Below are 21549 nucleotides of genomic sequence, written 5' to 3' on the forward strand. Positions count from 1 at the left end.
ACTCGACGTCAGCTACGTCAGCTACGTCGCCGGTGGCGGTCGACGGCGTCGTTGTTCCCGCACCGCGGTGAGCAGTACCGGCGTGTTGCGTTCCTGCCGACGTCGACGAACACCTGCTCGCATCCACCTCGGGCGCAGGCCCCGAGCCGCACGCCGCGCGACTCGGTGAGGAAGATCGCCAGCCCACCGGCTGTGACCGCCCGGACCCGCGCCAGCAGATTGTCGCTCTCGGGAGCGAAGTGCAGGTGCGGGTCGAGGCCGTCATGGGTGGTCAGATAGACACCCCGGGACGCACCTATCTCGAGAAGCGCGTTGACTTTCTCGCAGCGCGCCCGGGCATCCAGGCCCTCGAATACCCCGCGCAGGTGCATCGCCCAGTCGAGCAGCTCTCCCACGAAGCTCGGGAGTGCATCCCGACCGCGGATCTCGTGCCGCTCGAACGCCTCACCGATGCGCTCCGCCGGGTCACCGCTCGACGCCGCGTTGACCAGGTCGGCCGCGAGCAGCACGCCGGTCATGTTGTCATGGTTGAACTGCATTGACCTATTGCATCACGGTGGGTACGTGGGAATCATCATGACTGCGATCGTGCCCGTGCTGCTGACATTGATCGGCGGCGCGGTGCTGAAGCGAACCCTGCTGAGGTCGGGCGCTTTCTGGAGTGGCCTCGAACAACTCACGTACTACGTGCTCGGGCCGGCCCTCTTCATCACCTCGATCGGGAACGCCGACCTCGGCACCATCGACGTCGGCCCGCTCCTGCTGACGACGACCGCCCCGATCATCGCCGCAACGGGTGTGCTCGTCGCGGCGCGGCCCACACTCAGATCCTCCGGACCGGCCCTCGGATCGATGGTGCAGGGCGCCATCCGCATCAACACCTACATCGGCCTGGTCGTCATCAACGCGCTGCACGGTGAGCTCGGAATCGCCACGTTCGCGATCGCCTGCGCAATCTCGGTGCCAGTCGTCAACCTTCTCTGCGTCTCGACCCTCACGATCTACGGCGCCCACGATGAGGCCCGGCCAAGACCGAAGCTCTTGCGAGAGATCGCCAAGAATCCGCTCATCCTCAGCTGCCTCGTCGGCCTTGCCCTGAGCATCACGAACTTTGAGTTGCCGACCGCGATCACGAGCACCCTCGACCTGGCAGCGTCGTCCGCCTTGCTCTGCGGCACCCTCATCGCCGGCGCCAGCATCAGCTTCACCTGGAGGAAACGAGACCTCATCGAGGTGACCGTCCCGACACTCATCAAGCTCGCGGCGCTGCCGCTCGCAGCGGCCAGCCTGGCTATCGCGCTCGGCGCGGATCAGCTGACACTCCACACCATCGTCGTCCTGACGGCCGTCCCCACCGCCCCTTCGGCCACCATCCTCTCCGCGAAACTCGGCGGAGACACCCGACTCATGGCGACCATCATCGGCGTGCAGACACTGCTGTCGACGTTGTCTATGCCGCTCATGCTCGATGTGGCGTCACGCTTGGCGTGACGGCCTCGCCTCTCCGCCTGATTTCTCCGCGAGACGACCTGCAATCCACACACCCACGACGGCGAGCGCGAGCGCGGCCCCGGTCGGGCGGCGTCGATCGCGCCACAAGGCCCCCACGCCTCTCACCCCACCGAGCCTGACTGCTATAGTTTCCATGACGGAATACAAACCGAGAGGTGGATCAATGACGATGACAACCCCCGCCCCCCGCAAGCGCATCGCAGTCACAGCTGGAGACCCCGGCGGAGTTGGCCCCGAGCTGCTTGCCCGCGCAATTGCACGACGAGCGAACGGGGAGGGTGACAACCTTGTTGTTTTCGCAGCGGAAGACGAGCTTCGTCGTGGCTTCGAGCAAGCCGACCTCCGCGAGTCGATGGACGAGCTCCTGGCAGCCGATGGCGTGGAGGTCCGCCCGCTGTCCGACTTCCCGTCGACTCCCGTCGGTGAGGTGCATGGCGACTCCGGTCGCTGGGCGCTGACCGCGCTCCGTGCCGCTCTCGACGCGATCGAGTGCCAGGACGCCGATGCCCTCGTCTTCGGTCCGCTCAACAAGGCCTCCCTCCACGCTTCCGGCATGCAGGAGTACGACGAGATGCGCTGGTTCGAGGGCCAGATGCAGACCGAAAGCGAGGTCTCCGAATTGAACGCCTCCGCAGGGTTGTGGACGTCGCGGGTGACCTCACACGTGCCGCTGCGCGCGGTTGCGGACCTGATCACCGAAGAACGAATCATCGCAGTCACCCGCCTGCTCTCCGAGCAGATGAGCGCTGCGGGCTACACGAACCCGAAGCTCGCCGTCTGCGCGTTGAATCCGCACGGCGGTGAGAACGGGAGCTTCGGCACCGAGGAGATCGACATCATCGCGCCCGCCGTGAAAGCGGCGGCGGCTCAGGGCCTGAACGTCGAAGGTCCGTTCCCTGCAGACACCCTCTTTGTGACGGCGAAGCGACGGGGCTACCAGGGCATCGTGACGATGTTCCACGACCAGGGCCAGCTGGCGCTCAAGGCGATGGGGTTCGCGGGAGGCGTGACGGTGGAAGCAGGGCTCGGCATCGCGATCGCCACACCTGCGCACGGCACGGCGTTCGACATCGTGGGCACGGGACAGGCCGACACCGCCTCGATGTTCAACGCCCTCGACATCGCGGGCCGCCTGACCGACGCCTCGTGACGGTGGTCGCACTGACGAGGTCCGTCGTCACTGAGGTGATGCGCGCCGGCATCGTGTGGCAACCCGTCTACGAAATTGCCCGCGCGCCACTCGCCCTCGTGCCGGGAAACATCGGAGATGTCGGTGGCCTCGTCGATGCCGTGCGGGGCATCTCCTACCAGCGGTCATCCGCGGAGTAGCGCTCGATCATCTCCCAGATCGCGACGGATGCGGCGCCGCGCGCCCAATCGCTCATGGTGGTGGGCACGATCTCCGTGTCGAGTTCCGTGCTCCACGACGGCCGCGACTCGGCGATAGCTTCGTGCATCGCCGCCGCTCCGACCTTCGCGATCGCGATGCCCTCGCCAGAGAGGATGAAGCGTGTGACGTACGACATGGTGGCGATGCTGGCGATGAACCTGCCGAGGTAGGAAGCCGCCTCGGTCACTACGAGGAGCGCTCCCTGATCACCGGCTTGCGCCAGCTCGATGGCTTCGTCGAAGGAGAGCAGCCGCCCACATGCCGCGGAGGCGGCGATGGCGACATTGGTCGAAGCCAGGTACGCGAGCGCGCTCCCTCGCGGCCCCTCCGGAACTGTCGGTCCCGACGGATTCAGGATCAGCATGCTGGGTGACGGCGATGCCGCGTCGAGCTGCCTGACGACGTCACCATTGATGACGAGCCCGCATCCCACGCCCACGCCCACAGTCACCAGCGCGAAGCGCTCGCTGTCTCGATCGGCCGAGAAGAGATGCTGGGCGACAGTCAGAGCGGTCACGTCATTTTCGACGATCACCGGGAGTCCGGATTCCTCGGAGAGCCGCTGCCCCAGCGGCACGCTGCGCCAGCCGAGACTGCGCGAGAGCACGACGCTCGAGTTGTCGTCGGTGTGTCCGCCGAGCGAGACGCCGACGCTGTGCACCGGTTCCCCCTGGGACAGACGAGCGATCACAGCGGCCGCGACGCGGATGACATCGTCCGGGGTCGACGAGGGCAGGGGCTGATCCACTCGCGCGAGGATGGACGCCCGGGCGTCCGTCAGCACGCCATGGACAGCATCGACGGCCACTTTCACGCCGATGAACCGCAACGACGGGGACACATCGAGTGGGCGCACGAGGCGGCCATGCACTGGATCAGCAACGGCGTCAGCCTCGACGAGGAGGCCCTGCTCGATGAGTGGCCTTGCCAGGCGGGTCATGCTCGCCGGCGAGAGCCCGAGGCGTCGAGCCACGTCGCTCCGGGAGATCGGCCCATGCAGGACAACCGCGCGGGCAACGGCCCGCGCCGTGTCGATGGTCTGCGTCCCGGTCTCAATGATCGCCATGACGTTCATCGTACCGCTCCACCATTCCGAGCTGAAACATAAAACCTCAACATTGCTACCGCTGCAGTAGGTAGAGCAGCCTCATTCATGCCCAGAGGGCGTCAAACCAGGGTTGTGCGGAGCGAATTGACCAGAGTGTTTATTGTTGCAATAATCATGGCTACCCCCTGAAAGGCAATGGTGCTGATGGAATCCATGGAGCGACGCGTTCTCGAACTGAACGGCGCAGACGTACAGGTGATCGTGGATGCGCGGTCGGAGCAGGTCCCGCGCATCATCCACTGGGGTCGCCCCCTCGGGCTCGACGCCGTGGGCCTCGAGTCGTTCGCAAATGCAAGCAGGCCTCAGATCGCCTCGAACAGCATCGACAGCCCCGTTCCCTTCAGCATCGTTCCGGATGCCAGCCGCGGGTGGGTCGGCGCCCCCGGCGTCGAGGGACACCGTGGCGGCCGCGACTTCGCCCTGCAGCTGTCCACCCGCACCGTCAGCCTCGAGACTTCGGCCGACGTTCGAGTCGAGAATCAGTTCGTCGCGGCCCTGGCGGACGACGCCCTCGAGATCGAAGCCGACCTGGTGCTCGAGCTGCTGACATCCGGTCTCGTGCGTTCCCGCCTCACGGTGCGCAACACCGGCGCCGAGGCGTACACCGTCGACGCCGTGCGCCTCGGCCTCCCTGTGCCAACTCGAGCTGGTGAGGTACTCGACTTCGCCGGGCGCCACATGCGCGAGGCGCAAGCACAGCGTCACTCCCTTACCGTCGGCACTCATGCCCGCGAGGGTCGCCACGGCCGCACCGGCCACGACGCGAGCCTGCTGTACGCGGTAGGAACCCATGGTTTCGGCTTCCGTCACGGTGAAGTGTGGGCCGCGCAGACCGCGTGGAGCGGCAATCACCGCACGTTCGTCGAGCGCCAGACCAACGGGCGCACCATCCTCGGAGGCGAGGAGATCCTGCTCCCCGGAGAAGTTGCCCTCACCACGGGCGAGGAATACTCGACCCCATGGATCTACGGCTCCTACGGTGAGGGCATCGACGGCGTCGGGCGCCGCTTTCACCACCACCTGCGAGCGCGAAAGCGCAACCGTTCGACCCCACGCCCGGTTGTCCTCAACACCTGGGAAGCGGTCTACTTCGACCACCAACCCGCCGAGGTCTTCGACCTCGCGACGAAGGCAGCCGAGGTCGGCGTCGAGCGCTTCGTGCTCGACGATGGCTGGTTCCTGGGTCGCCGGAGCAAGCAGTCAGGGCTGGGCGATTGGACTGTCGATCGGGCGATCTGGCCGGATGGGCTGCTCCCCCTCGCCGAGCATGTGCGCGGGCTCGGCATGGAGTTCGGACTTTGGTTCGAGCCCGAGATGATCAACCCGGAGAGCGACGCCGCACGAGCGAACCCGGACTGGATCCTCTCCCCCGGACACCGGCAGCCACCGACCTCTCGATACCAGCAGGTGCTGGATCTGCAGAACCCCGCGGCCTATGCACACGTTCGGGACGCCATCGCCGGTCTCGTGCGCGAGCTCGACCTCGCCTTCATCAAGTGGGACCACAACCGCGACCTCACCGATGCGGGCCATGACGGCGGACGCGCAGCGGTGCACGGTCAAACGCTGGCGTTCTACCGACTCCTCGACGAGCTCCACTCCGAGTTCCCCGACCTCGAGATCGAGTCGTGCTCCTCAGGCGGCGCCCGCGCCGACCTCGAGGTTCTCGAGCGCTCGGACCGCATCTGGGCCAGCGACTGCATCGACGCGAACGAACGTCAGCGCATCGACCTCTGGACCAGCGTGACCGTGCCGCCGGAGCTCCTCGGCTCACACATCGGGTCGAGCATCGCCCACGCCACGAAGCGACGTCACGCACTGTCCTATCGTGCGATGACGGCGCTGCTCTCGAACCTCGGCATCGAGTGGGACCTGCGCGAGGCCACCGACGACGAACTGGAAGCACTCAGCGGCTGGGTTCAGCTCTACAAGCAACTCCGCCCCCTCCTGCATGCCGGTGAGGTGGTGCGCAGCGATCACCCGGACCCGGCCCTCAGCATTCGGGGTGTTGTCGCGCAGGATCGCTCGGATGCGCTGTTCTCGGTCGCCGCTGTCGCAACCGGCGTCGGTGCGCCTCCTGGTGCGGTGACGCTTCCCGGACTCGACCCCGCCGCGACCTACGACGTGAGCGCCGCAGCCCCCGCCGACGGAGTGCTGCAGTACAACAGCCACCCGCTTCCGGCCTGGTGGAGCACCGGCGTCCGAACGACCGGTGAGGCCCTCGGCCACGCCGGAATCCAAGTGCCAGCCCTGGCGCCCGACCACGCACTGCTCATCCGCGCAACGCAGGTGGGTGAGGAGGACTGATGGCAACCGAAACCCTGGCGATCCCGGCCAAGGACCGCAAGCGCCAGCGCCGGCCCCGCTCCCTCGGCCGGGAGAACCTGGCCGGTTGGCTGTTCGCCGCACCGGCGATCATCGGCTTCGCGGCCTTCTTCGTCTGGCCTGCGCTACGCGGCGCGTACTTCAGCTTCACGAAGTACAACCTGCTCACCGACCCCGAGTGGGTCGGACTCGACAACTACACCCGCATGTTCGCGGATGAGGTCTTCTGGAATGCGCTCGGCGTCACGGTCTACTACGTGCTGCTCAACATCGGCTTCCAGACGCTGCTCGCACTCGGCGTCGCGGTGCTGCTGCATCGACTCACGCAGTCGCTGGTGATCCGTGGCATCGCCCTGCTGCCGTACATGATTGCGAACGTGATCGCCGCGCTCGTCTGGTTCTACCTGTTCGATTACCAGATCGGGCCGATCAACGAGCTCATCGCCTGGCTGGGGCTCGACCGAATCGCGTTCCTCGGCGATCAGGCCTGGGCGATACCGACCATCGCGTTCATCAACGTGTGGCGCCACCTCGGCTACACGGCACTGCTGATCTTCGCCGGTCTCCAGATGATCCCGCGCGATGTCTACGAGGCCGGTGCGATTGACGGCGCTGGGGAGCTGCGCATGTTCCGCAGCATCACGCTTCCCCTGTTGCGTCCTATCCTCGCGATGGTCCTGGTGATCACGGTCACCGGCGCCTTCCAGGTGTTCGACACCGTCGCAGTCACGACGGGCGGCGGACCGGTCAACGCCACGCGAGTCATCAACTACTACATCTACGACGTGGCCTTCACGCGTGGCGACTTCGGATACGGCTCGGCCCTGGCCGTCGCCCTGTTCGTCCTGCTCGCGGTCTTCACGTATATCCAGCTGCGGGCGACCCGCGCCAACCAGACCGACCTGGGATGACACCATGACCATGACGAAGAGTTCACGCACAAGCAAGAGCACAAGTCCGACGCCCCCGTCGGAGGAGCCCGCGGAGTCCGAAGTGGCGGGTAAGAAGCCACGGCAGAAGGCGTCGATCGGTCGCATCGCGGCGTGGGTGCTGCTCTGGGTCCTGCTGCTGATCACCCTGTTCCCGTTCTACTGGATGCTCCGCACCTCGCTGTCGAACAACCTCTCGCTCGCCGGCAACCCGGGGAACCCGTTCCCCGTCGACTTCACCCTCGGCGCGTACAAGCGGGTCCTCGGACTGGCCACCACCGAGGAGTCGATGGCCGAGGGCGGGTCGGGCGCCTCGATCGACTTCTGGCTCTACCTTCGCAACTCGGTGATCGTCGCCACGCTCATCACCGTCGGCCAGGTGGTGTTCTGCTCGATGGCGGCCTACGCCTTCGCTCGGCTGAAGTGGGCTGGCCGCGACCTGGTCTTCGGCATCCTGCTGTGCGCCCTCATGGTGCCTGTCATCTTCACGACGATCCCGAACTTCATCACCATCCGGGACCTCGGGCTGCTGAACACGCACCTCGGCATCGCTCTACCGACAATGCTCATGACACCCTTCGCGATCTTCTTCCTCCGGCAGTTCTTCCTCGGCATCAACCGCGAGGTTGAGGAGGCCGCCATCCTCGACGGCGCCGGACACATCCGCCGCTTCACGTCGATCGCGTTGCCGCTCACGGCCTCGCCGATCGCGACGCTCGCCATCCTCACCTACATCAACAGCTGGAACGAGTACTTCTGGCCGCTTGTGGTCGGGCGTGCGGAGGACGTCCGTGTCCTCACGGTGGCGCTCGGCGTCTTCCGGTCGCAGACGCCGCAGGGTGGTCCCGACTGGGCCGGCCTCATGGCGGCCACCCTCATCGCCGCCCTCCCGGTGATCGTCCTCTTCCTCCTCCTCGGCAAGCGCATCATCAACTCCATCGGCTACTCGGGCACGAAGTGACCCACCCCTCTCCTCGCTCCACACGAATCGAAAGGCACTCAATGAAGAACGCCAAGAAGATCGCCATCGCGGCGGTCGTGACCGGCACGCTGTTCGCCGCAACAGCCTGCTCCGGCGCCAGCGGCGGCGACGACGGAGGCTCGGAAGCCGCGTCGCTGCGCTACTGGCTGTGGGACTCCAACCAGTTGCCCAGCTACGAGCAGTGCATCGCTGACTTCACGGCGGCCAACCCGGAGATCGACGTTCAGATCGAACAGGTCGGCTGGAACGACTACTTCGAGACCCTGACGACCAGCCTCGTCGGCGGCGACGCCCCAGACGTCATCACCAACCACGCCTCCTTCTACCCGGAGCTCGCGACCTCTGGCTCGCTGCTGGAACTCGACGACGTCGACGTCGACCTCGAGTCGTTCCGAGACGGCCTCGCGGAACGGTGGATCGGCGAAGACGGCAAGCGCTACGGCCTGCCGAAGGACTGGGACACCGTCGCCACGCTCTTCAACACCGACTACCTCACGGAAGCCGGATACACGCCAGAAGACCTCAACAACCTCGACTGGAACCCAGACGACGGTGGAACCTGGGAAGAGACGATCGCGCATCTCACGGTTGACGCCAACGGGGTGCGCGGCGACGAAGCGGGCTTCGACAAGAACAACGTGGCCGTCTACGGCCTCGGCCTCAAGGCCAAGTCGGGCATCGGGGCCTTCGGCCAGACCCAGTGGAGCCCATACGCGCTGTCGAACGACTGGAGCTACGCGGACCAGAACACGTTCGGCACGGAGTTCAACTACGCGGATGAGAAGTACATCGAGACCATCGAATGGTGGTCAGGCCTGATCGAGAAGGGCTACATGCCCGGCTACGAGGCCGCGATCTCGGGCACGAGCATCCAGGAAGCCTACGGCGCCGGACGCTACGCGCTTGTCACCGATGGCAGCTGGAACGCCAAGGCCTACTTCGGCATGACCGGCGTTGAGACGGGGATCGCACCCCTGCCCGTCGGGCCCAGTGGTGACCGCGCCGGTGTCATGAACGGCCTCGCGGACTCCGTCATCGCCGGAACCGAGCACCCGGAAGCTTCCAAGAAGCTGGTCGCCTACCTCGCGACCGCCGACTGTCAGGACATCGTGGCGGAAGCCGCCGTCGTCTTCCCCGCCGTTCAATCATCGAGCGACAAGGCTCGCGAGGCTTTCAGCGACGCCGGCATCGACGTCTCGGTGTATTACGACGCGTTCGACGCGGGCGAGTACGTTGAGGCTCCCATCGCCAACAACTGGAGCTCGATCCTCGCCATCATGGAGCCCGCCGTCGAGGCTGTGCTCCTCGGGCAGGGTGACGAGAACACCCTGAAGCAGGCCGCTGACCAGGTCAACCAGCTGTTCCCGTAGGGACTCAGCGCGGCTCAGGGGCACTCCGACGTCCTCGTCGGGGTGCCCCTTTCGCATCCCAGCGTGCGCCCAGCACGGATGCAGGCTGCGGGTCCCGTCGAGCCGCGGCGGAACGGACTCACGGAACGTCCGACGAGAGCTGTAAGTCGGGCAGCGAGGAGCGGCACCGACACGAAGGCGATGCCGTCGGCCAGGTTCGACAGCACGTTCGCGCTCCAGAGCACACGAAAATCCGCGATCGGGTGGCATCCGGGAAGCCTACCGATGCACGGCTTCCCTGAGGTCTTTGATCAAGCGGGGAGTCCGCCCGCGTCGAACCCCGGGCAGCCAAGTCCTGGCCGGGTAGCTCAGTCGCACGACGAAGTAGTTGAGGTACTCGACGACGCCGAACGCCCACGTGAACGCGACCAGCGCCGCGGCCGGCCATGAGCTGGGCCACCAGGCCACGATGCCGACGAGCCCACCAATCAACACCACGAGGTTCAGCCACTTCAGAGCCCAGAAGACACGGGCGAGCCCGACGGGCATCCTTGATTCCCCGACCCAGCGCCGCGCCAGGAGCCAGTACGCACCGCCCTGCAGCAGCACGAACAGCAATGGCGCGAGGGCTGACCAGAACGCCGCGAGGTCCATGCCAGTCGTCAGGATGGTCGGCACGGCCCACACCCCCAGCAGCGTGAACGTCACAACTGACGTCAGCTCGCCGGCGCCGAGTGAGAGGTATTGGCGGCGGGCGTCATGCCGCGTGCGAGGCGGCGAACCGCTCGATCGAGACGACCGCGCTCCGTCGGAGGGTGGCTGCAGGTGGTCCGTCACCGCGAGCGCTCAACAGAGTTGCCGCTACCCCCGCTGCTGCTGCGCACCACGAGCTTGGTCGGCAGGATGCGGTGCTCACCGACCCGCGGCGACTCGCCCTCCGCATTCGCATCCACGCGCCCGACCACCATGTCGACGGCGGCGGATGCGAGTTGCGCCGGGTCCTGCGCGAGGCTCGTGAGCTGCAGGTACGGCAGGTCCGCCTGTTCGGAGTTGTCGAACCCGACGACGGCGAGGTCCTCGGGGACACGCTTGCCGAGGAGGCGCGCCTGAGCGACAACTCCCTGCGCGCTGCGGTCGTTGAAGGCGACCACCGCGGTGGTCTCCGGGTAACGCTCCAGCGCATCCTCGATCGCCTTCGCGCCGGCGGCTTCCGACGCTCCCCCGGCAACTATCGCAATCTCGTCGCCGAGCCCGGCCGCGGCCGTGGCTTCAAGGAACGTCGCCGTGCGCACCTCATCACCCGAGACGCCCGGCGCCCCGAGGTACAGGATGCGCGAATGTCCGCGCTCGTGCAGATGCCGCACGGCGATCTCCATGCCGCGCGCGTCGTCCATGGAGACGCTGTCGAAGTGGTCAGACGAGTACTGGCTGGCGACCGTGACAACTGGAACCTCGCCGGCGATGCGGTCGATCCGTTCCTCGGGCAGCGACGCCCCGAGCAGCACGAGCCCCTCAACTCGCTCCCCAAGCAGCGCCTCGATCGCATCCGTTTCCCCGCGCCGCTTCGTCACGGCGGCAAGCGAGACGTTGTATCCGGCCTCCCGCGCCGCGAGCTGCAGCTCGTCGATGAGCTGACCGTGGAACGGCTGCGCTGCGTGGAAGACGATGCCGATGAGACGCGAGCGACCCTGCTTGAGCATCCGCGCCCGCTCGTCGCGCCGGTAGCCGAGGCGGGTTGCGACCTCGAGGACGTGCGCGCGCGAAGCTGGGCTCGCACCCGGCACGTCCCGCATGACAATCGACACGAGCGGCTGTGAGACACCAGCCGCGTCGGCGACATCGCGCATCGTGACGCGCCTACCGCCGCCCGGGCGCGCCGGGCGGCGGTAGTCACGTTCGTCGGCGTCGCTCATACCTCGATGCTAAAGGCCTCCCGGAAGCGGCGCAGCGCGAGGTCGGAATCGGCGGACGCAAACGCCTCCATCGCGACGACTCCCCGATACCCCAGCTCGTCGAGGGCACGCGCGACCCGCGGGTAGTGGATCTCGCCCGTGCCCGGCTCGCAGCGGCCCGGCACATCCGCGACCTGGATCTCGCCGATGTACGGCAGCGCCCGGCCGCACAGGTCGACAAGATCACCCTCGCCGATCTGCGCGTGGTACAGGTCCAGGTTGAGTCGGAGGTGCGGGCTGTCGACAGCCGCGACGAGCGCGATCGTGTCGCTCGCCCGGTTGAACGGAACCCCAGGGTGGTCGACGGCGTGGTTCAGGTTCTCGAGCGTGAAGACCTTGCCGTACTCCTCGCCGAGCTTCGCGAGCCGCTCGAGCGTGCGCAGCGCGGCGAGCCAATCGGCCGGGGTCGTGTGCGCACTCGGCCGCACGGGCAAACCGTCGTCGTCGAGACCCGTGCCGTGGATCACGAGGCGCGGCACGTTCAGCACCTGCGCCGCCTCGAGCGACTCGCGCGCGGTGGTCACGATCTCGTCGGCTCCATCCGGGTCGATCAGCTCGCCGCGGATGTACCCCGACATGGAGCCGAACGTCGCGCCGGTCGCGACGAGCGCATCCAGGTCCTTCTCCCACCAGCGCCAGATCTCGACCTCGAACCCGGCGTCATCGATGCGGCGCACGCGCTCCTCGAACGGCAGGTCGAGGAAGAGCATTTCCGCGCAGGCGGCAAGCACAAACGGCGATGCCGCGGAGCTGCCAGTGCCCGTAGCCGCAACTGCCGCGCTCATCGGACGACCTCAACCGGTGCGCCGGTCTTGACCGACTCGATGCAGGCGAGCGCGATGACCATCGCCTCGAGCGCGGCTTCCGTGCCGGGGCGGGGGGTCTCGACGCCGGCGACGGCGTTGACAAACGCCTGCAGCTCGCCCGTGTAGGCGGCGCGCATGAGCTGCGTGTCGGCGCGCACGGTGTCGCAGGATGCGCCGGCCGCGCCGTAGAGGCGGAGGCTCGACGCGGCGAGCTCGCCGGCCGTCGCCATGCCTGCGCTGCCGAAGACCTCGGCGCGGGTGTCGTACCCGTAGGCGGCCGAGAAATTCGCCTCTGCCGTGGCAATGGCGCCGTTGTCGTAGCGGATCGTGACGACCGAGGTGTCGAGCAGCCCCTTGTCCTTGAAGTCCGGAGCGACAAGCGCATCAGCAACCGCGTAGACGGAGGTCGCTCGGGCGCCCGGGTTGAAGAAGTTGAGGGTGTCGAAGTCGTGGATGAGCGTCTCAAGGAAGATCGTGAACGGCGGGATCGCGGCGGGGTTCGCAAGTCCCGGGTCGCGGGTCACCGAGCGGAGCAGCTGCGGGGTGCCGAGGGTTCCCGCGTCGAGGGCGGAGCGCAGCTCGGGGAAGCCGTTCGCGTAGCGGCGGTTGAAGCCGACCTGGAAGACGACTCCGTGACGCTCGACGGCGGCCTCGACGCGGCGCAGTTCCGCAAGCGAGACGCCGGTCGGCTTCTCGCAGAAGATGGCCTTGCCCGCCGCGGCCGCCTGCTCGACAAGCGCGGTGTGGAAGCGCGGCGGTGCCGTGATGACCACCGCGTCGAGGTCGGGGCGGGCGAGCAGCTCGGCGACGTCCGTGTACGGCTGTTCGACGCCGAGCGAATCGGCGAGCGACGCTGCTGCACCCTCGACGGGGTCGGCGATGGCGATGAGCTCGGCATTCGGGATGTCGCGGGCGATGAGCGCTGCGTGGTTGCTGCCGATGCGGCCGGCACCGATGAGGGCGACGCGGATGTGGGGGTTCGTGGTCATGGTGTTTCTCCTGGGGACGGCGGTGCCGACACGACACTGTGCTGCTGGGTGCGCCCAGCAAGAGCAGACTATTACGTACTAGCGCTCGACGTCTAGTACGTATAAGGTTGCCTCCAATCGGCCGGTCGACCCGGCCCAGATCGCGGACAAAGGAGTTCTCATCACTTCCACGCACGGGGCATCAGCGTCAGAGACAGCCCTTCCCAAACTCACACCGGGCCCGTACCGCAAGCGGCTCGGCCTCATCTCGATCGTCGCCTGCTTCGGCGGCCTGCTCTTCGGCTACGACACGGGCGTCATCAACGGCGCCCTGCGCCCGATGGCCGCCGAGATCGGCCTCGACGCCTTCACCGAGGGTGTCGTCACCAGCTCCCTCGTGTTCGCCGCCGCCTTCGGCGCGCTCTTCGGCGGACGCATCTCCGACGCCATCGGCCGCCGCCGCACGATCATCATCCTCGCCGTCCTCTTCTTCGTCGGCACGGTCGTCGTCGTGGCGTCGCCGAACTTCGCGCTGCTGGTCGTGGGACGCATCCTGCTCGGCCTCGCCGTCGGCGGCGCATCCACGGTTGTGCCGGTCTACCTTGCCGAGCTCGCGCCGTTCGAGATCCGCGGGTCGATCACGGGCCGCAACGAGGTCGCGATCGTCACGGGCCAGCTCTCCGCGTTTGTCATCAACGCGATCCTCGGCAACACGCTCAGCCACGTCGATGGGGTCTGGCGCATCATGTTCGCGGTCTGCGCTATTCCGGCGATCTGCCTGTTCTTCGGGATGCTCCGCATGCCCGAGTCGCCCCGCTGGCTTGTCGAGAAGGGCCGCCACGCGGACGCCCTCGCCGTACTCAAGACGGTCCGCTCCGAGGAGCGCGCGATCGCCGAGCTCGGCGAGGTCGAGCAGGTCGCGGAAGAGGAGCAGAAGGAATCGAAGGTCGGTCTCGCGGCCGTTCTGACGAACAAGTGGCTCATCCGCATCCTGCTCATCGGCATCGGCGTCTCGATGATGCAGCAGCTGACCGGCATCAACTCGATCATGTACTACGGCCAGGTCGTGCTGATCGAGTCCGGCTTCGAGGCAAGCGCAGCCCTCATCGCGAACATTGCGCCCGGCGTCGTCGCCGTCATCGGCGGGTTCATCGCCCTGTACATGATGGACCGCGTCGACCGCCGGAAAACGTTCGCGATCGGCCTCACCCTCACGACCACGTGCCACTTGCTCATCGGCGCCTCATCACTGCTACTGCCCGTCGGGAACCCGGCCCGCCCGTTCGTGATCCTCATCCTCGTCGTCGCGTTCGTCGCATCAATGCAGACCTTCCTCAACGTCGCCGTCTGGGTCTACCTGGCAGAGATCTTCCCGCTGCACATGCGCGGCCTCGGCATCGGCGTCTCCGTGTTCTTCGGCTGGATGACCAACGGATTCCTCGCCCTCTACTTCCCGAGCCTCATCGCCGGGATGGGCATCAGCGGCGTCTTCTTCCTGTTCGCCGGCATCGGAGCCCTCGCGCTGATCTTCACGATCACGCAGGTTCCCGAGACCCGCGGCGTGACCCTCGAGAAGCTCGAGGTCGGTGTCACGACGGGAGCCATCCACGTGCTCGGCAAGAGCCGCTAACCACCAGAGAATTCAAGACTCGGCCGCTTCTGCGAGCGGCCGACCCGCCCGCGGGGCCGGCTACGATTTGGACGTCCTGGCCGGACCCCGCGGGCTTTTCTGCGCGCCTACCTGAGCGTCCGCCGAGAAGCGCGAAGACGTGCATCCGATGTCGGAACGCTTTCGCCCGCCCGAGTGTTGTCCTGATGTTGGAGAGGACATACCCATGACGCAGTACACGAAAGACCAAGACGCCATCGCTCGGCTCACGCCTGAGCAGTACGCCGTGACACAGCAGTCGGCGACCGAACGCCCATTCGACAACGAGTTCTGGCACAACGACGACCGGGGCCTCTACGTCGACATCGTCTCCAGCGAGCCCCTGTTCGCCTCGACCACCAAGTACGACAGCGGATGCGGGTGGCCCAGCTTCACGAAGCCACTGAGCGCAGAGAACATCGTCGAGAACTCCGACACGTCGCTCGGCATGCGGCGCACGGAGGTGCGTTCGTCCGCCGCTGACAGCCACCTCGGCCATGTCTTCGACGATGGCCCCGCCGACCAGGGAGGGCTGCGCTACTGCATCAACTCGGCTGCGTTGCGCTTCGTTCCGCTCGAAGACCTTGAGACGGATGGCTACGGCCAGTACATCGGACTGTTCGAGGACAAGGCGGGCATGTGATGACTGACGAGCGCGCGATTCTTGCCGGCGGATGCTTCTGGGGGCTCGAGGAACTCATCCGCGACCTGCCTGGGGTGTTCAGCACGCGGGTTGGCTACGCCGGCGGCACCACCCCGAACGCCACCTACCGGCACCACGGCGACCATGCCGAGGCCGTCGAGATCGAGTTCGACCCGTCGAAGACCTCGTACCGTGATCTGCTCGAGTTCTTCTTCCAGGTACACGACCCGACCACGAAGAACCGGCAGGGCAACGACCGTGGCACGAGCTACCGCTCGGTGATCTTGGCGCTCACCCCCGAGCAGGAGCGAGTGGCGCGCGAGACGATCGCCGACATCGACGCATCTGGTCGCTGGCCCGGCAAGGTCGTCACGAAGCTCGAATCGGCCGGCGAATTCTGGGATGCGGAGGAAGAACACCAGAACTACCTCCGCAAGCACCCGGGCGGCTACACGTGCCACTACGTGCGCCCCGGCTGGGTGCTCGAAGACTCGGCTGCGACGAGCTAGCTGCGAGCACGTCTGGACGCCCGCCGTCGGGCGCTGGGCGTGCTCGCTGGTTGGTCGTTGGTCGTTGCCCGTTGGTCGTTTTGGGCAGGTCGCCGTCAGGCGTTCGACGACTCCCCATCAACAACCGCGGTGACCCGGTCGAGGTAGAGCGACACGAGCTTCGCTTCCTGCGGGGAGAGGTCCTCGGAGAGGTGGCGGATCTGCCCGGTGACCGGGTCGATCTCGTCGGCGTCGAGATCGGTGTCGACCGGCACGATCATCTTGCGGCGGCGATCGTCCGGGTCAGGCATCGTGCGGACAAGGCCCGCGTCGGTGAGGCGCTGCACGAGCATGGTCGCCGACGCACTCGTGACGTCGAGGTACTCGGCAAGACCGCCGGGACTTGTGGTGATCCCGTCGCTCGTGCGCTCGAGGATGAACCTCATCGCAGCTCGGTGCGTCTCGCTCAGCTCGCCGGTCGCCTGGCGCCGCCGACCGAGGCGGGCCTCCGCACGGCGGAGTTCGTCGACGGCATCCGATGCATCATCGCCTGGAGTCGAAGATGGATGCTCGCGGGTTGCCGAGCTCTGGTCGCGGCTGTTCGAGACGTCAGTCATAGGCGCAGGACCGGCTTGTTTCAGAGGAACGTGGACACGGCGGCGATGAAGCCGACGCTGAGCGTCGCGCCGATCGCGCACAGAGCCAGGAACTCCTTGGGGAGCGTGCTGCGCTGGTAGGCGTCCCAGTAGCGGTCCGAGGTGGAGCGCTGGGAGGACTTCTCGGAGGGGGAGGTGGGGGCTACGGAAGTCATGTAGTTAGCCTAGCTATATTCCTTGGAGGCGACAAGGTGAGAACTCCCCGCCACCCTCTACCGCCCGAGCGCCCCCGAGATCCCGCGCGCCGCCATCCGCACCCCGAGCGCGAACTGCGGCTCGGCGAGCCGCTCGACGTGCGCGATGATCGAGACGGCCGCGACGACATCGCCGTGTGCATCCACCACCGGCGAGGCCATGGAAAACGCGCCAGGCGTCATCTCCTCGACCGACCTCGAGAGCCCCGTCGCACGGATCTCCGCGAGCCGCCGCCGCAACGCCTTCGGGTCGGTGATCGTGTTCGGCAGATACTGTCGCGGCTTCGACGCGACCACCTCGTCGAACACCTCGATAGGCGAATGCGCGAGCAGCACGAGACCAACACCGGTCGCGTGCAGCGGCAGACGCGCGCCGACATCGGAGATGACCCGCACCGCGTTCGGGCTCGAGATGCGCTCGAGGTACACCGCACCGAGACCGTCGCGCACCGCGATGTGCACGTTCTCCTCCGTCGCGTCCAGCAGGTCTTCAAGGTATGGGCGCGCGATGGCGCGCAGCCGCTCGGCGGTCGTGCGCCGCGCGCCCAGGCGCCACAGCTTGATACCCACCCGGTACGCGCCCGAGTCCGTGCGCTCGAGGCCACCCCACTCGGTCCAGGATGCGAGCATCCGGTGCGCCGTCGACACCGGCAGGTTCGCCGCCGACGCGACCTGCGTGAGCGTCAGCTCCTCGCGAACCGAGAACGCCTCGGCGATCGCGAAGAGCTTCTGCGCCACGCTGCGCTCGTCACCACCGCCACCTGCCATGCCCGTAATGCTAGCCGCGGGCGGAGCATCCACATCGATGATGCTCAGCATCATGAAGTTCAGCTTCCCTGATATGTGGGTTCGAGACGAAAGTGGTGGTGTGCCCAAGAACGGCACGCGCACACCGCGGCCGAGAACCGCCACAGACGCACTGCACCAGACGAAAAGGATCGACGATGATCAAACTGCTCTCCCACCTCTCGCACATCGAGATCGCAACGCCAGACGTCGCGGCCTCGGTGAAGTTCTACGAAGAAGAGTTCGGCCTGCGCGTCGTCGCACGCGAAGACGGCAAGGTCTACCTCCGCTCGTGGGGCGACTACTACACGTACAGCCTCGTCGTCGCCGAGGGCCCGGAAGCGGCGCTCAACGTCATGGGCTGGCGCACCTCCAGCGCCGAAGCGCTCGACGAGGCCGCCAAGCGCGTCGAGGCCGCGGGCGTGCAGGGCACGTGGGCTGAGGGCAGCGTCGGCCACGGCAAGTCGTACACCTTCACCGGCCCATACGGCCACACGATGGAGCTCTACTGGGACGTCGAGAAGTACCAGGCAGACGCCGAGCACGCCTCCGTCTTCCCCGACCGCCCCGAGAAGCGCTCGAAGCACGCCGTCGGCCCCCGCCAGCTCGACCACGTCACCGTTGCCGCCTCCGACGTGCGCGGCTTCGCCAAGTGGTACAACGAGGTCCTCGGCTTCCGCATCATGGCCTACACCGTGCTCGACGACCACCCCGTCACCGTCTTCTCCGTGCTCACCACGAACGAGAAGTCGCACGACCTCGGCGTTGTCCTCGATAGCTCGTCACGCCCCGGCCGCATCAACCACTACGCCTACTGGGTCGACACCCGCGAAGAGCTCCTCCAGGGCGCCGACGTGCTCATGGAAAACAACATCCCCATCGAGTACGGCCCCTCCATCCACGGCATCGGCGAGCAGAGCTTCCTCTACCTCCGCGACCCCAGCGGCATGCGCATCGAGGTCAACACCGGCGGCTACCGCAACTACGTGCCCGACTGGGAGCCCAACGACTGGAAGCCCTCCACCGGCTCCAACAACCTCTACCGCAACGGCGCCATGCCGATCTCCATGACCGAGTCGTTCCCGCCAGACGCCGGCCGCCCCACCGCCACCGAAGAAGGCATCCTCCCAGGCACCGAAGAGGCCATCCTCAACCCATACGCCGTGCAGGGCCGCGGCTAGGGCGGTAGCAGGCGAGGCTCGCGGCGCAGGACTCTCCAGCCGACGCCGCGAGGTCTGCACTCGCAAACAGCACGAACACGAACGGCGCGGGCCCCGCGCATCCACCAGGTTCCTCCTTTCCTGGTGGATGCGCGGGGCCCGCGTTCGTGTTCACACAGCTAGCGGATCCTCTCGTCAGTGCTTCGGCAGGGGCACCCCGGTGACCGAGGCGAGTTCTTCGAGGAGTCGCTCGCGGAACTCCGGGTCGCGCACCCCGCTCGCGGGCTGCCGCTGCGCGCCGTGATGCCAGTAGCCGCCGCTCACCTGCAGGTCAGGATCAACGGCTAGTCGCTCCTGAGTCTCGTGCCCCAGGTCGAAGTCGTCTGGCGCCCCTGCGCCGCCCATCTTGGTCGCCACCCAGCCGGGGTCGACGGAGTTCGCGAGCACGCGAGGAGCCCACCGCTCGGCGACCGCGGCCGAGAATGCCGCGACGAGCAGCTTCGTGTCGGAGTAGCTCGCGGTCTCCGCTTCGCCTGTCCAGTCGAGTCCATCGAGCGTCGCGCGGCCGCCTCGGTGCATGCTGCTGCTCAAGTAGACGTGCCGGGTCGCGGTCGTCAGCAGCGCAGTGAACAAGTAGGGTGCGACCACGTTGACCGGCAGCAGGCTCGGACCCGAGAGCACGCCGGCGTTGTGGATGACCGCGTCGATAGCCGCGCCGTCGTTCAGCTCGCGCGTGGCATCCAGCACCGCCTCGCGGTCGGCGAGGTCGGCGATGACGACGTCCGCACCTCGCCCGAGCAGCTCGGCGACCGCATCCACCCGCCCTGGACTGCGCGCGTGCACGATCACCTCATGCCCCTGCTCGAGGAGCGCCTCCGCCGTCGCGCGGCCAAGACCGTCGGTGGAACCGGAGATGAGGATGCGAGCCATGCGCCCATCCTCACACCCCGGCAACCGACACCCCCACGGCGCGATCCTGCGCCTAGCGCAGAACGACGACGCAACGCAAGGGGTCCGTCCGCGCAAGAGAGGAGCCATACGCTCAACGACGCCCACGTTCGCACAGAGTCCCGGTGCACGCTCCCCAGACAACACGGGCTCCTCCTCCACCCCTCTCCGAAGGTCTCACATGCCTGCCATCGAACGGCGCCCCATCCCCACCGCAGCCTGGACGACCCCCCTCATCGCAGTCGCTGCGGGGGATGACGTCGTCGTCACCTTCACCGTCGACGATGGCGGCTTCAGCCCCCTCGGCGCCACCTTCACGCTCCCGCAGGAGCACTCCCTCGCAACCGACGCGGTCGACACCGTCACCGTGAGCCCATTCGCCTGCCTGGCATAAGGAGAAGAACATGACTCGACAAGAAGGCTTCGCCCTCGGCTACCTCGTCGCGGGGCTCGCCCTCGGCGTGATCGCACTCGTCGCAGACCTCATGGGCGGCCCCACCTACCTGCACGCCCTCACCTGGGTCGGAGGGTTCGCGGGCGGCTACGGCGCCGTCACGATGATCAAGGGCGCCAGGCAGCGCAGACGGCATCCACTCGGGACCACCGACTACGAACCGGACACCAGCAACCCGCCGCACCTCGGCTGAACCGCCGAGTCACCTACCGGCCGTGGATACGACGTCTGATCTCCCCCGCGGCCACCTCGAGCACCGTCCGCAGCCACCCCTCGTCCTGCGGACGTTCCTCTGACCAGGTGACCGCGAGCGCGGCCGCCGGCCAGCCCGCATGGTCGAGCACGGGCATCCCGACGGAGCGCATCCCGACGGACACCTCGCCGTTCTCCGACGCGAGCCCGCCGCCCCGAATCGCGTCCAGGAGCCCCCGCAACTCGCGCGGGCTTCTCGGGCCGCGGCCCGTGCGGTCGGCGAACGATGAGACGTCCGGGTACAGCGCTCGCACCTGCTTCTGCGGCATCGCGGCGAGCATCGCGCGACCGGATGCGGTGAGGTGCGCCGGCAACCGAACGCCCACGTCCGCGACCAGCACCGGGCGGCGCCGCGCGCGCTCGTCCACGATATAGAGCACATCCCGCCCACTCATCACAGCGAGGTGCGCGCTCTCCCCCACCTGGTCGACGAGGTCCGCGACGACCTGATGGCCGACACGGGCGAGGGGCTCCTGCCGCGCGTATCCGCCCGCCAGCTCGAACGCGGCCGTGCCGAGACCCCAGCGACGCTCACCGCGGAGGTGCACGACGAAGCGCCGCTCGAGGAGCGTCGCCAGCAGGTGGTAGATCGTCGAGCGCGGGATGCCGAGCTGGGTCGCGATGGTGCTCGCCGCCACGGGGCCGCGCTGGTTGCTCAGGAAGCTGAGGATCGCGAGCGTCTGATCGGCCGCCGGCACCTGGGGACCAGCGGTCGCACTGCCGCTGTCCTCGGTCACGCGCTTGCCACGGCCAGGCGACGACGGGGCCTCGGCCTGGGGGCACCGATGGCGGTGGCGGTGGCGGTGACGGTGGCGGTGGCGGTGACGGTGGCGGTGCCGGCAGCCGTGACCAACATCCGTGCGAAAAGCGGCCCGGAACACCCGAAAGTCCAGAAATGGGTCGAAATTGCACTCATGTTGGACACCGAGCCGACCGCCATCTCCGCGGCAGGCCTCCGTTCGCCGCCGTGAGGCCAGTTGTCTGAGATCACAGACACTG

25 protein-coding genes are annotated in these 21549 nt (G+C 67.3%); 14 read left to right on the forward strand and 11 right to left on the reverse strand.

The genetic code is table 11. From position 1 onward, the window contains the following. Positions 1-17: 17 nt before the first annotated feature. Positions 18-539, reverse strand: coding sequence for a CGNR zinc finger domain-containing protein (locus tag C5B85_RS13695; protein ID WP_104286623.1), 522 nt, complete (start codon positions 537-539; stop codon positions 18-20). A gap of 37 nt (positions 540-576) precedes the next feature. On the opposite strand from C5B85_RS13695, the gene C5B85_RS13700 reads away from it, so the two are divergent. The 3 genes from C5B85_RS13700 (at position 577) to C5B85_RS18965 (ending at position 2841) form a co-directional block, all read left to right on the forward strand. After that, a complete protein-coding gene (locus tag C5B85_RS13700) occupies positions 577-1491 on the forward strand; it encodes an AEC family transporter (RefSeq protein WP_181064440.1) in 915 nt (304 codons plus the stop codon). 184 nt (positions 1492-1675) lie between these two features. After that, complete coding sequence (locus C5B85_RS13705; RefSeq protein ID WP_219819411.1) at positions 1676-2662, forward strand: 4-hydroxythreonine-4-phosphate dehydrogenase PdxA; 987 nt, start codon at positions 1676-1678, stop codon at positions 2660-2662. Continuing rightward, positions 2659-2841: a hypothetical protein gene (locus C5B85_RS18965; protein ID WP_146077966.1), complete on the forward strand. Its 183-nt coding sequence runs from the start codon at positions 2659-2661 to the stop codon at positions 2839-2841. Before C5B85_RS13705 ends, C5B85_RS18965 begins: the two co-directional genes overlap by 4 nt. On the opposite strand, the gene C5B85_RS13710 is transcribed toward C5B85_RS18965, so the two are convergent. Continuing rightward, positions 2817-3968 carry an ROK family transcriptional regulator gene (locus C5B85_RS13710; protein WP_181064441.1) on the reverse strand — a complete coding sequence of 384 codons (1152 nt, stop codon included), beginning with the start codon at positions 3966-3968 and terminating at the stop codon, positions 2817-2819. The genes C5B85_RS18965 and C5B85_RS13710 overlap by 25 nt on opposite strands. 195 nt (positions 3969-4163) lie before the next feature. Here C5B85_RS13710 and C5B85_RS13715 point away from each other — a divergent pair, with 195 nt between their 5' ends. From C5B85_RS13715 to C5B85_RS13730, 4 genes are read left to right on the forward strand one after another with little or no spacing between them, the layout of a single operon-like run. Then, entirely contained in the window at positions 4164-6317 is a 2154-nt protein-coding gene (locus C5B85_RS13715) for an alpha-galactosidase (protein WP_258070803.1), read from the forward strand. Continuing rightward, positions 6317-7246 carry a carbohydrate ABC transporter permease gene (locus C5B85_RS13720; RefSeq protein WP_104286574.1) on the forward strand — a complete coding sequence of 310 codons (930 nt, stop codon included), beginning with the start codon at positions 6317-6319 and terminating at the stop codon, positions 7244-7246. The genes C5B85_RS13715 and C5B85_RS13720 overlap by 1 nt, the downstream gene beginning before the upstream one ends. A gap of 4 nt (positions 7247-7250) precedes the next feature. Beyond that, on the forward strand, positions 7251-8225 hold the full coding sequence (locus C5B85_RS13725) for a carbohydrate ABC transporter permease (RefSeq protein ID WP_104286575.1): 975 nt from the start codon (positions 7251-7253) through the stop codon (positions 8223-8225). Positions 8226-8266: 41 nt separating this feature from the next. Next, complete coding sequence (locus C5B85_RS13730; protein WP_104286576.1) at positions 8267-9616, forward strand: sugar ABC transporter substrate-binding protein; 1350 nt, start codon at positions 8267-8269, stop codon at positions 9614-9616. 258 nt (positions 9617-9874) lie between these two features. On the opposite strand, the gene C5B85_RS13740 is transcribed toward C5B85_RS13730, so the two are convergent. The 4 genes from C5B85_RS13740 to C5B85_RS13755 all read right to left on the reverse strand — a co-directional run bounded on the left by C5B85_RS13740 (position 9875) and on the right by C5B85_RS13755 (position 13342). Then, positions 9875-10273, reverse strand: coding sequence for a hypothetical protein (locus C5B85_RS13740; protein WP_258070804.1), 399 nt, complete (start codon positions 10271-10273; stop codon positions 9875-9877). A 155-nt stretch (positions 10274-10428) separates the two neighbouring features. Further along, complete coding sequence (locus C5B85_RS13745) at positions 10429-11508, reverse strand: LacI family DNA-binding transcriptional regulator (RefSeq protein WP_104286578.1); 1080 nt, start codon at positions 11506-11508, stop codon at positions 10429-10431. Next, positions 11505-12332, reverse strand: coding sequence for a TIM barrel protein (locus C5B85_RS13750; RefSeq protein WP_104286579.1), 828 nt, complete (start codon positions 12330-12332; stop codon positions 11505-11507). Before C5B85_RS13750 ends, C5B85_RS13745 begins: the two co-directional genes overlap by 4 nt. After that, on the reverse strand, positions 12329-13342 hold the full coding sequence (locus C5B85_RS13755) for a Gfo/Idh/MocA family oxidoreductase (protein ID WP_104286580.1): 1014 nt from the start codon (positions 13340-13342) through the stop codon (positions 12329-12331). The genes C5B85_RS13750 and C5B85_RS13755 overlap by 4 nt, the downstream gene beginning before the upstream one ends. A gap of 139 nt (positions 13343-13481) precedes the next feature. Between C5B85_RS13755 and C5B85_RS13760 the strand changes: the two genes are divergently transcribed. From C5B85_RS13760 to msrA, 3 genes are all read left to right on the forward strand, one after another. Beyond that, the gene (locus C5B85_RS13760; RefSeq protein WP_104286581.1) at positions 13482-14951 is read left to right on the forward strand and encodes a sugar porter family MFS transporter; all 1470 of its coding nucleotides are present in this window, start codon (positions 13482-13484) and stop codon (positions 14949-14951) included. Positions 14952-15156: 205 nt separating this feature from the next. After that, a complete protein-coding gene (msrB, locus tag C5B85_RS13765; RefSeq protein ID WP_104286582.1) occupies positions 15157-15612 on the forward strand; it encodes a peptide-methionine (R)-S-oxide reductase MsrB in 456 nt (151 codons plus the stop codon). Beyond that, on the forward strand, positions 15612-16121 hold the full coding sequence (msrA, locus tag C5B85_RS13770; RefSeq protein WP_104286583.1) for a peptide-methionine (S)-S-oxide reductase MsrA: 510 nt from the start codon (positions 15612-15614) through the stop codon (positions 16119-16121). The genes msrB and msrA overlap by 1 nt, the downstream gene beginning before the upstream one ends. Positions 16122-16216: 95 nt before the next feature. On the opposite strand, the gene C5B85_RS13775 is transcribed toward msrA, so the two are convergent. The 3 genes from C5B85_RS13775 to C5B85_RS13780 are packed head-to-tail and all read right to left on the reverse strand — an operon-like array spanning position 16217 to position 17772. Beyond that, positions 16217-16717: a MarR family winged helix-turn-helix transcriptional regulator gene (locus tag C5B85_RS13775; RefSeq protein WP_104286584.1), complete on the reverse strand. Its 501-nt coding sequence runs from the start codon at positions 16715-16717 to the stop codon at positions 16217-16219. Positions 16718-16737: 20 nt separating this feature from the next. Then, positions 16738-16911, reverse strand: coding sequence for a hypothetical protein (locus C5B85_RS19235; RefSeq protein ID WP_181064442.1), 174 nt, complete (start codon positions 16909-16911; stop codon positions 16738-16740). Between the two features lie 57 nt (positions 16912-16968). Beyond that, the gene (locus tag C5B85_RS13780; protein WP_104286585.1) at positions 16969-17772 is read right to left on the reverse strand and encodes an IclR family transcriptional regulator; all 804 of its coding nucleotides are present in this window, start codon (positions 17770-17772) and stop codon (positions 16969-16971) included. A 122-nt stretch (positions 17773-17894) separates the two neighbouring features. On the opposite strand from C5B85_RS13780, the gene C5B85_RS13785 reads away from it, so the two are divergent. Then, entirely contained in the window at positions 17895-18917 is a 1023-nt protein-coding gene (locus C5B85_RS13785) for a VOC family protein (protein WP_104286586.1), read from the forward strand. 174 nt (positions 18918-19091) lie between these two features. Here the strand turns inward: C5B85_RS13785 and C5B85_RS13790 are convergent, their stop codons facing one another. Further along, a complete protein-coding gene (locus C5B85_RS13790; protein ID WP_104286587.1) occupies positions 19092-19826 on the reverse strand; it encodes an SDR family NAD(P)-dependent oxidoreductase in 735 nt (244 codons plus the stop codon). Positions 19827-20025: 199 nt separating this feature from the next. Here C5B85_RS13790 and C5B85_RS13795 point away from each other — a divergent pair, with 199 nt between their 5' ends. Further along, positions 20026-20238: a hypothetical protein gene (locus C5B85_RS13795; RefSeq protein WP_104286588.1), complete on the forward strand. Its 213-nt coding sequence runs from the start codon at positions 20026-20028 to the stop codon at positions 20236-20238. A gap of 10 nt (positions 20239-20248) precedes the next feature. Further along, on the forward strand, positions 20249-20491 hold the full coding sequence (locus C5B85_RS13800) for a hypothetical protein (protein ID WP_104286589.1): 243 nt from the start codon (positions 20249-20251) through the stop codon (positions 20489-20491). Between the two features lie 13 nt (positions 20492-20504). Here the strand turns inward: C5B85_RS13800 and C5B85_RS13805 are convergent, their stop codons facing one another. Next, positions 20505-21287 carry an IclR family transcriptional regulator gene (locus C5B85_RS13805; protein WP_258070805.1) on the reverse strand — a complete coding sequence of 261 codons (783 nt, stop codon included), beginning with the start codon at positions 21285-21287 and terminating at the stop codon, positions 20505-20507. Positions 21288-21335: 48 nt separating this feature from the next. Between C5B85_RS13805 and C5B85_RS13810 the strand changes: the two genes are divergently transcribed. Then, positions 21336-21521, forward strand: coding sequence for a hypothetical protein (locus tag C5B85_RS13810; RefSeq protein WP_104286590.1), 186 nt, complete (start codon positions 21336-21338; stop codon positions 21519-21521). Positions 21522-21549: the final 28 nt, after the last annotated feature.

This window comes from Pseudoclavibacter sp. AY1F1 (genome assembly GCF_002931075.1).
Taxonomy (GTDB): domain Bacteria; phylum Actinomycetota; class Actinomycetes; order Actinomycetales; family Microbacteriaceae; genus Pseudoclavibacter.

What these genes read in the sequence shown, in the direction of transcription:
- C5B85_RS13780 (WP_104286585.1), bottom strand. Translation starts at nt 17,772, where the DNA reads ATGATGCTGAGCATCATCGATGTGGATGCTCCGCCCGCGGCTAGCATT.
- C5B85_RS13730 (WP_104286576.1), top strand. Translation starts at nt 8,267, where the DNA reads ATGAAGAACGCCAAGAAGATCGCCATCGCGGCGGTCGTGACCGGCACG.
- C5B85_RS13795 (WP_104286588.1), top strand. Translation starts at nt 20,026, where the DNA reads ATGCCTGCCATCGAACGGCGCCCCATCCCCACCGCAGCCTGGACGACC.
- C5B85_RS13695 (WP_104286623.1), bottom strand. Translation starts at nt 539, where the DNA reads ATGCAGTTCAACCATGACAACATGACCGGCGTGCTGCTCGCGGCCGAC.
- C5B85_RS13775 (WP_104286584.1), bottom strand. Translation starts at nt 16,717, where the DNA reads ATGACTGACGTCTCGAACAGCCGCGACCAGAGCTCGGCAACCCGCGAG.
- msrA (WP_104286583.1), top strand. Translation starts at nt 15,612, where the DNA reads ATGACTGACGAGCGCGCGATTCTTGCCGGCGGATGCTTCTGGGGGCTC.
- C5B85_RS13700 (WP_181064440.1), top strand. Translation starts at nt 577, where the DNA reads ATGACTGCGATCGTGCCCGTGCTGCTGACATTGATCGGCGGCGCGGTG.
- C5B85_RS13715 (WP_258070803.1), top strand. Translation starts at nt 4,164, where the DNA reads ATGGAGCGACGCGTTCTCGAACTGAACGGCGCAGACGTACAGGTGATC.
- C5B85_RS13790 (WP_104286587.1), bottom strand. Translation starts at nt 19,826, where the DNA reads ATGGCTCGCATCCTCATCTCCGGTTCCACCGACGGTCTTGGCCGCGCG.
- C5B85_RS13810 (WP_104286590.1), top strand. Translation starts at nt 21,336, where the DNA reads ATGGCGGTGGCGGTGGCGGTGACGGTGGCGGTGGCGGTGACGGTGGCG.
- C5B85_RS13800 (WP_104286589.1), top strand. Translation starts at nt 20,249, where the DNA reads ATGACTCGACAAGAAGGCTTCGCCCTCGGCTACCTCGTCGCGGGGCTC.
- C5B85_RS13705 (WP_219819411.1), top strand. Translation starts at nt 1,676, where the DNA reads ATGACGATGACAACCCCCGCCCCCCGCAAGCGCATCGCAGTCACAGCT.
- C5B85_RS13725 (WP_104286575.1), top strand. Translation starts at nt 7,251, where the DNA reads ATGACCATGACGAAGAGTTCACGCACAAGCAAGAGCACAAGTCCGACG.
- C5B85_RS13710 (WP_181064441.1), bottom strand. Translation starts at nt 3,968, where the DNA reads ATGGCGATCATTGAGACCGGGACGCAGACCATCGACACGGCGCGGGCC.
- C5B85_RS13750 (WP_104286579.1), bottom strand. Translation starts at nt 12,332, where the DNA reads ATGAGCGCGGCAGTTGCGGCTACGGGCACTGGCAGCTCCGCGGCATCG.
- C5B85_RS13755 (WP_104286580.1), bottom strand. Translation starts at nt 13,342, where the DNA reads ATGACCACGAACCCCCACATCCGCGTCGCCCTCATCGGTGCCGGCCGC.
- C5B85_RS13720 (WP_104286574.1), top strand. Translation starts at nt 6,317, where the DNA reads ATGGCAACCGAAACCCTGGCGATCCCGGCCAAGGACCGCAAGCGCCAG.
- C5B85_RS13745 (WP_104286578.1), bottom strand. Translation starts at nt 11,508, where the DNA reads ATGAGCGACGCCGACGAACGTGACTACCGCCGCCCGGCGCGCCCGGGC.
- C5B85_RS19235 (WP_181064442.1), bottom strand. Translation starts at nt 16,911, where the DNA reads ATGACTTCCGTAGCCCCCACCTCCCCCTCCGAGAAGTCCTCCCAGCGC.
- C5B85_RS13785 (WP_104286586.1), top strand. Translation starts at nt 17,895, where the DNA reads ATGATCAAACTGCTCTCCCACCTCTCGCACATCGAGATCGCAACGCCA.
- msrB (WP_104286582.1), top strand. Translation starts at nt 15,157, where the DNA reads ATGACGCAGTACACGAAAGACCAAGACGCCATCGCTCGGCTCACGCCT.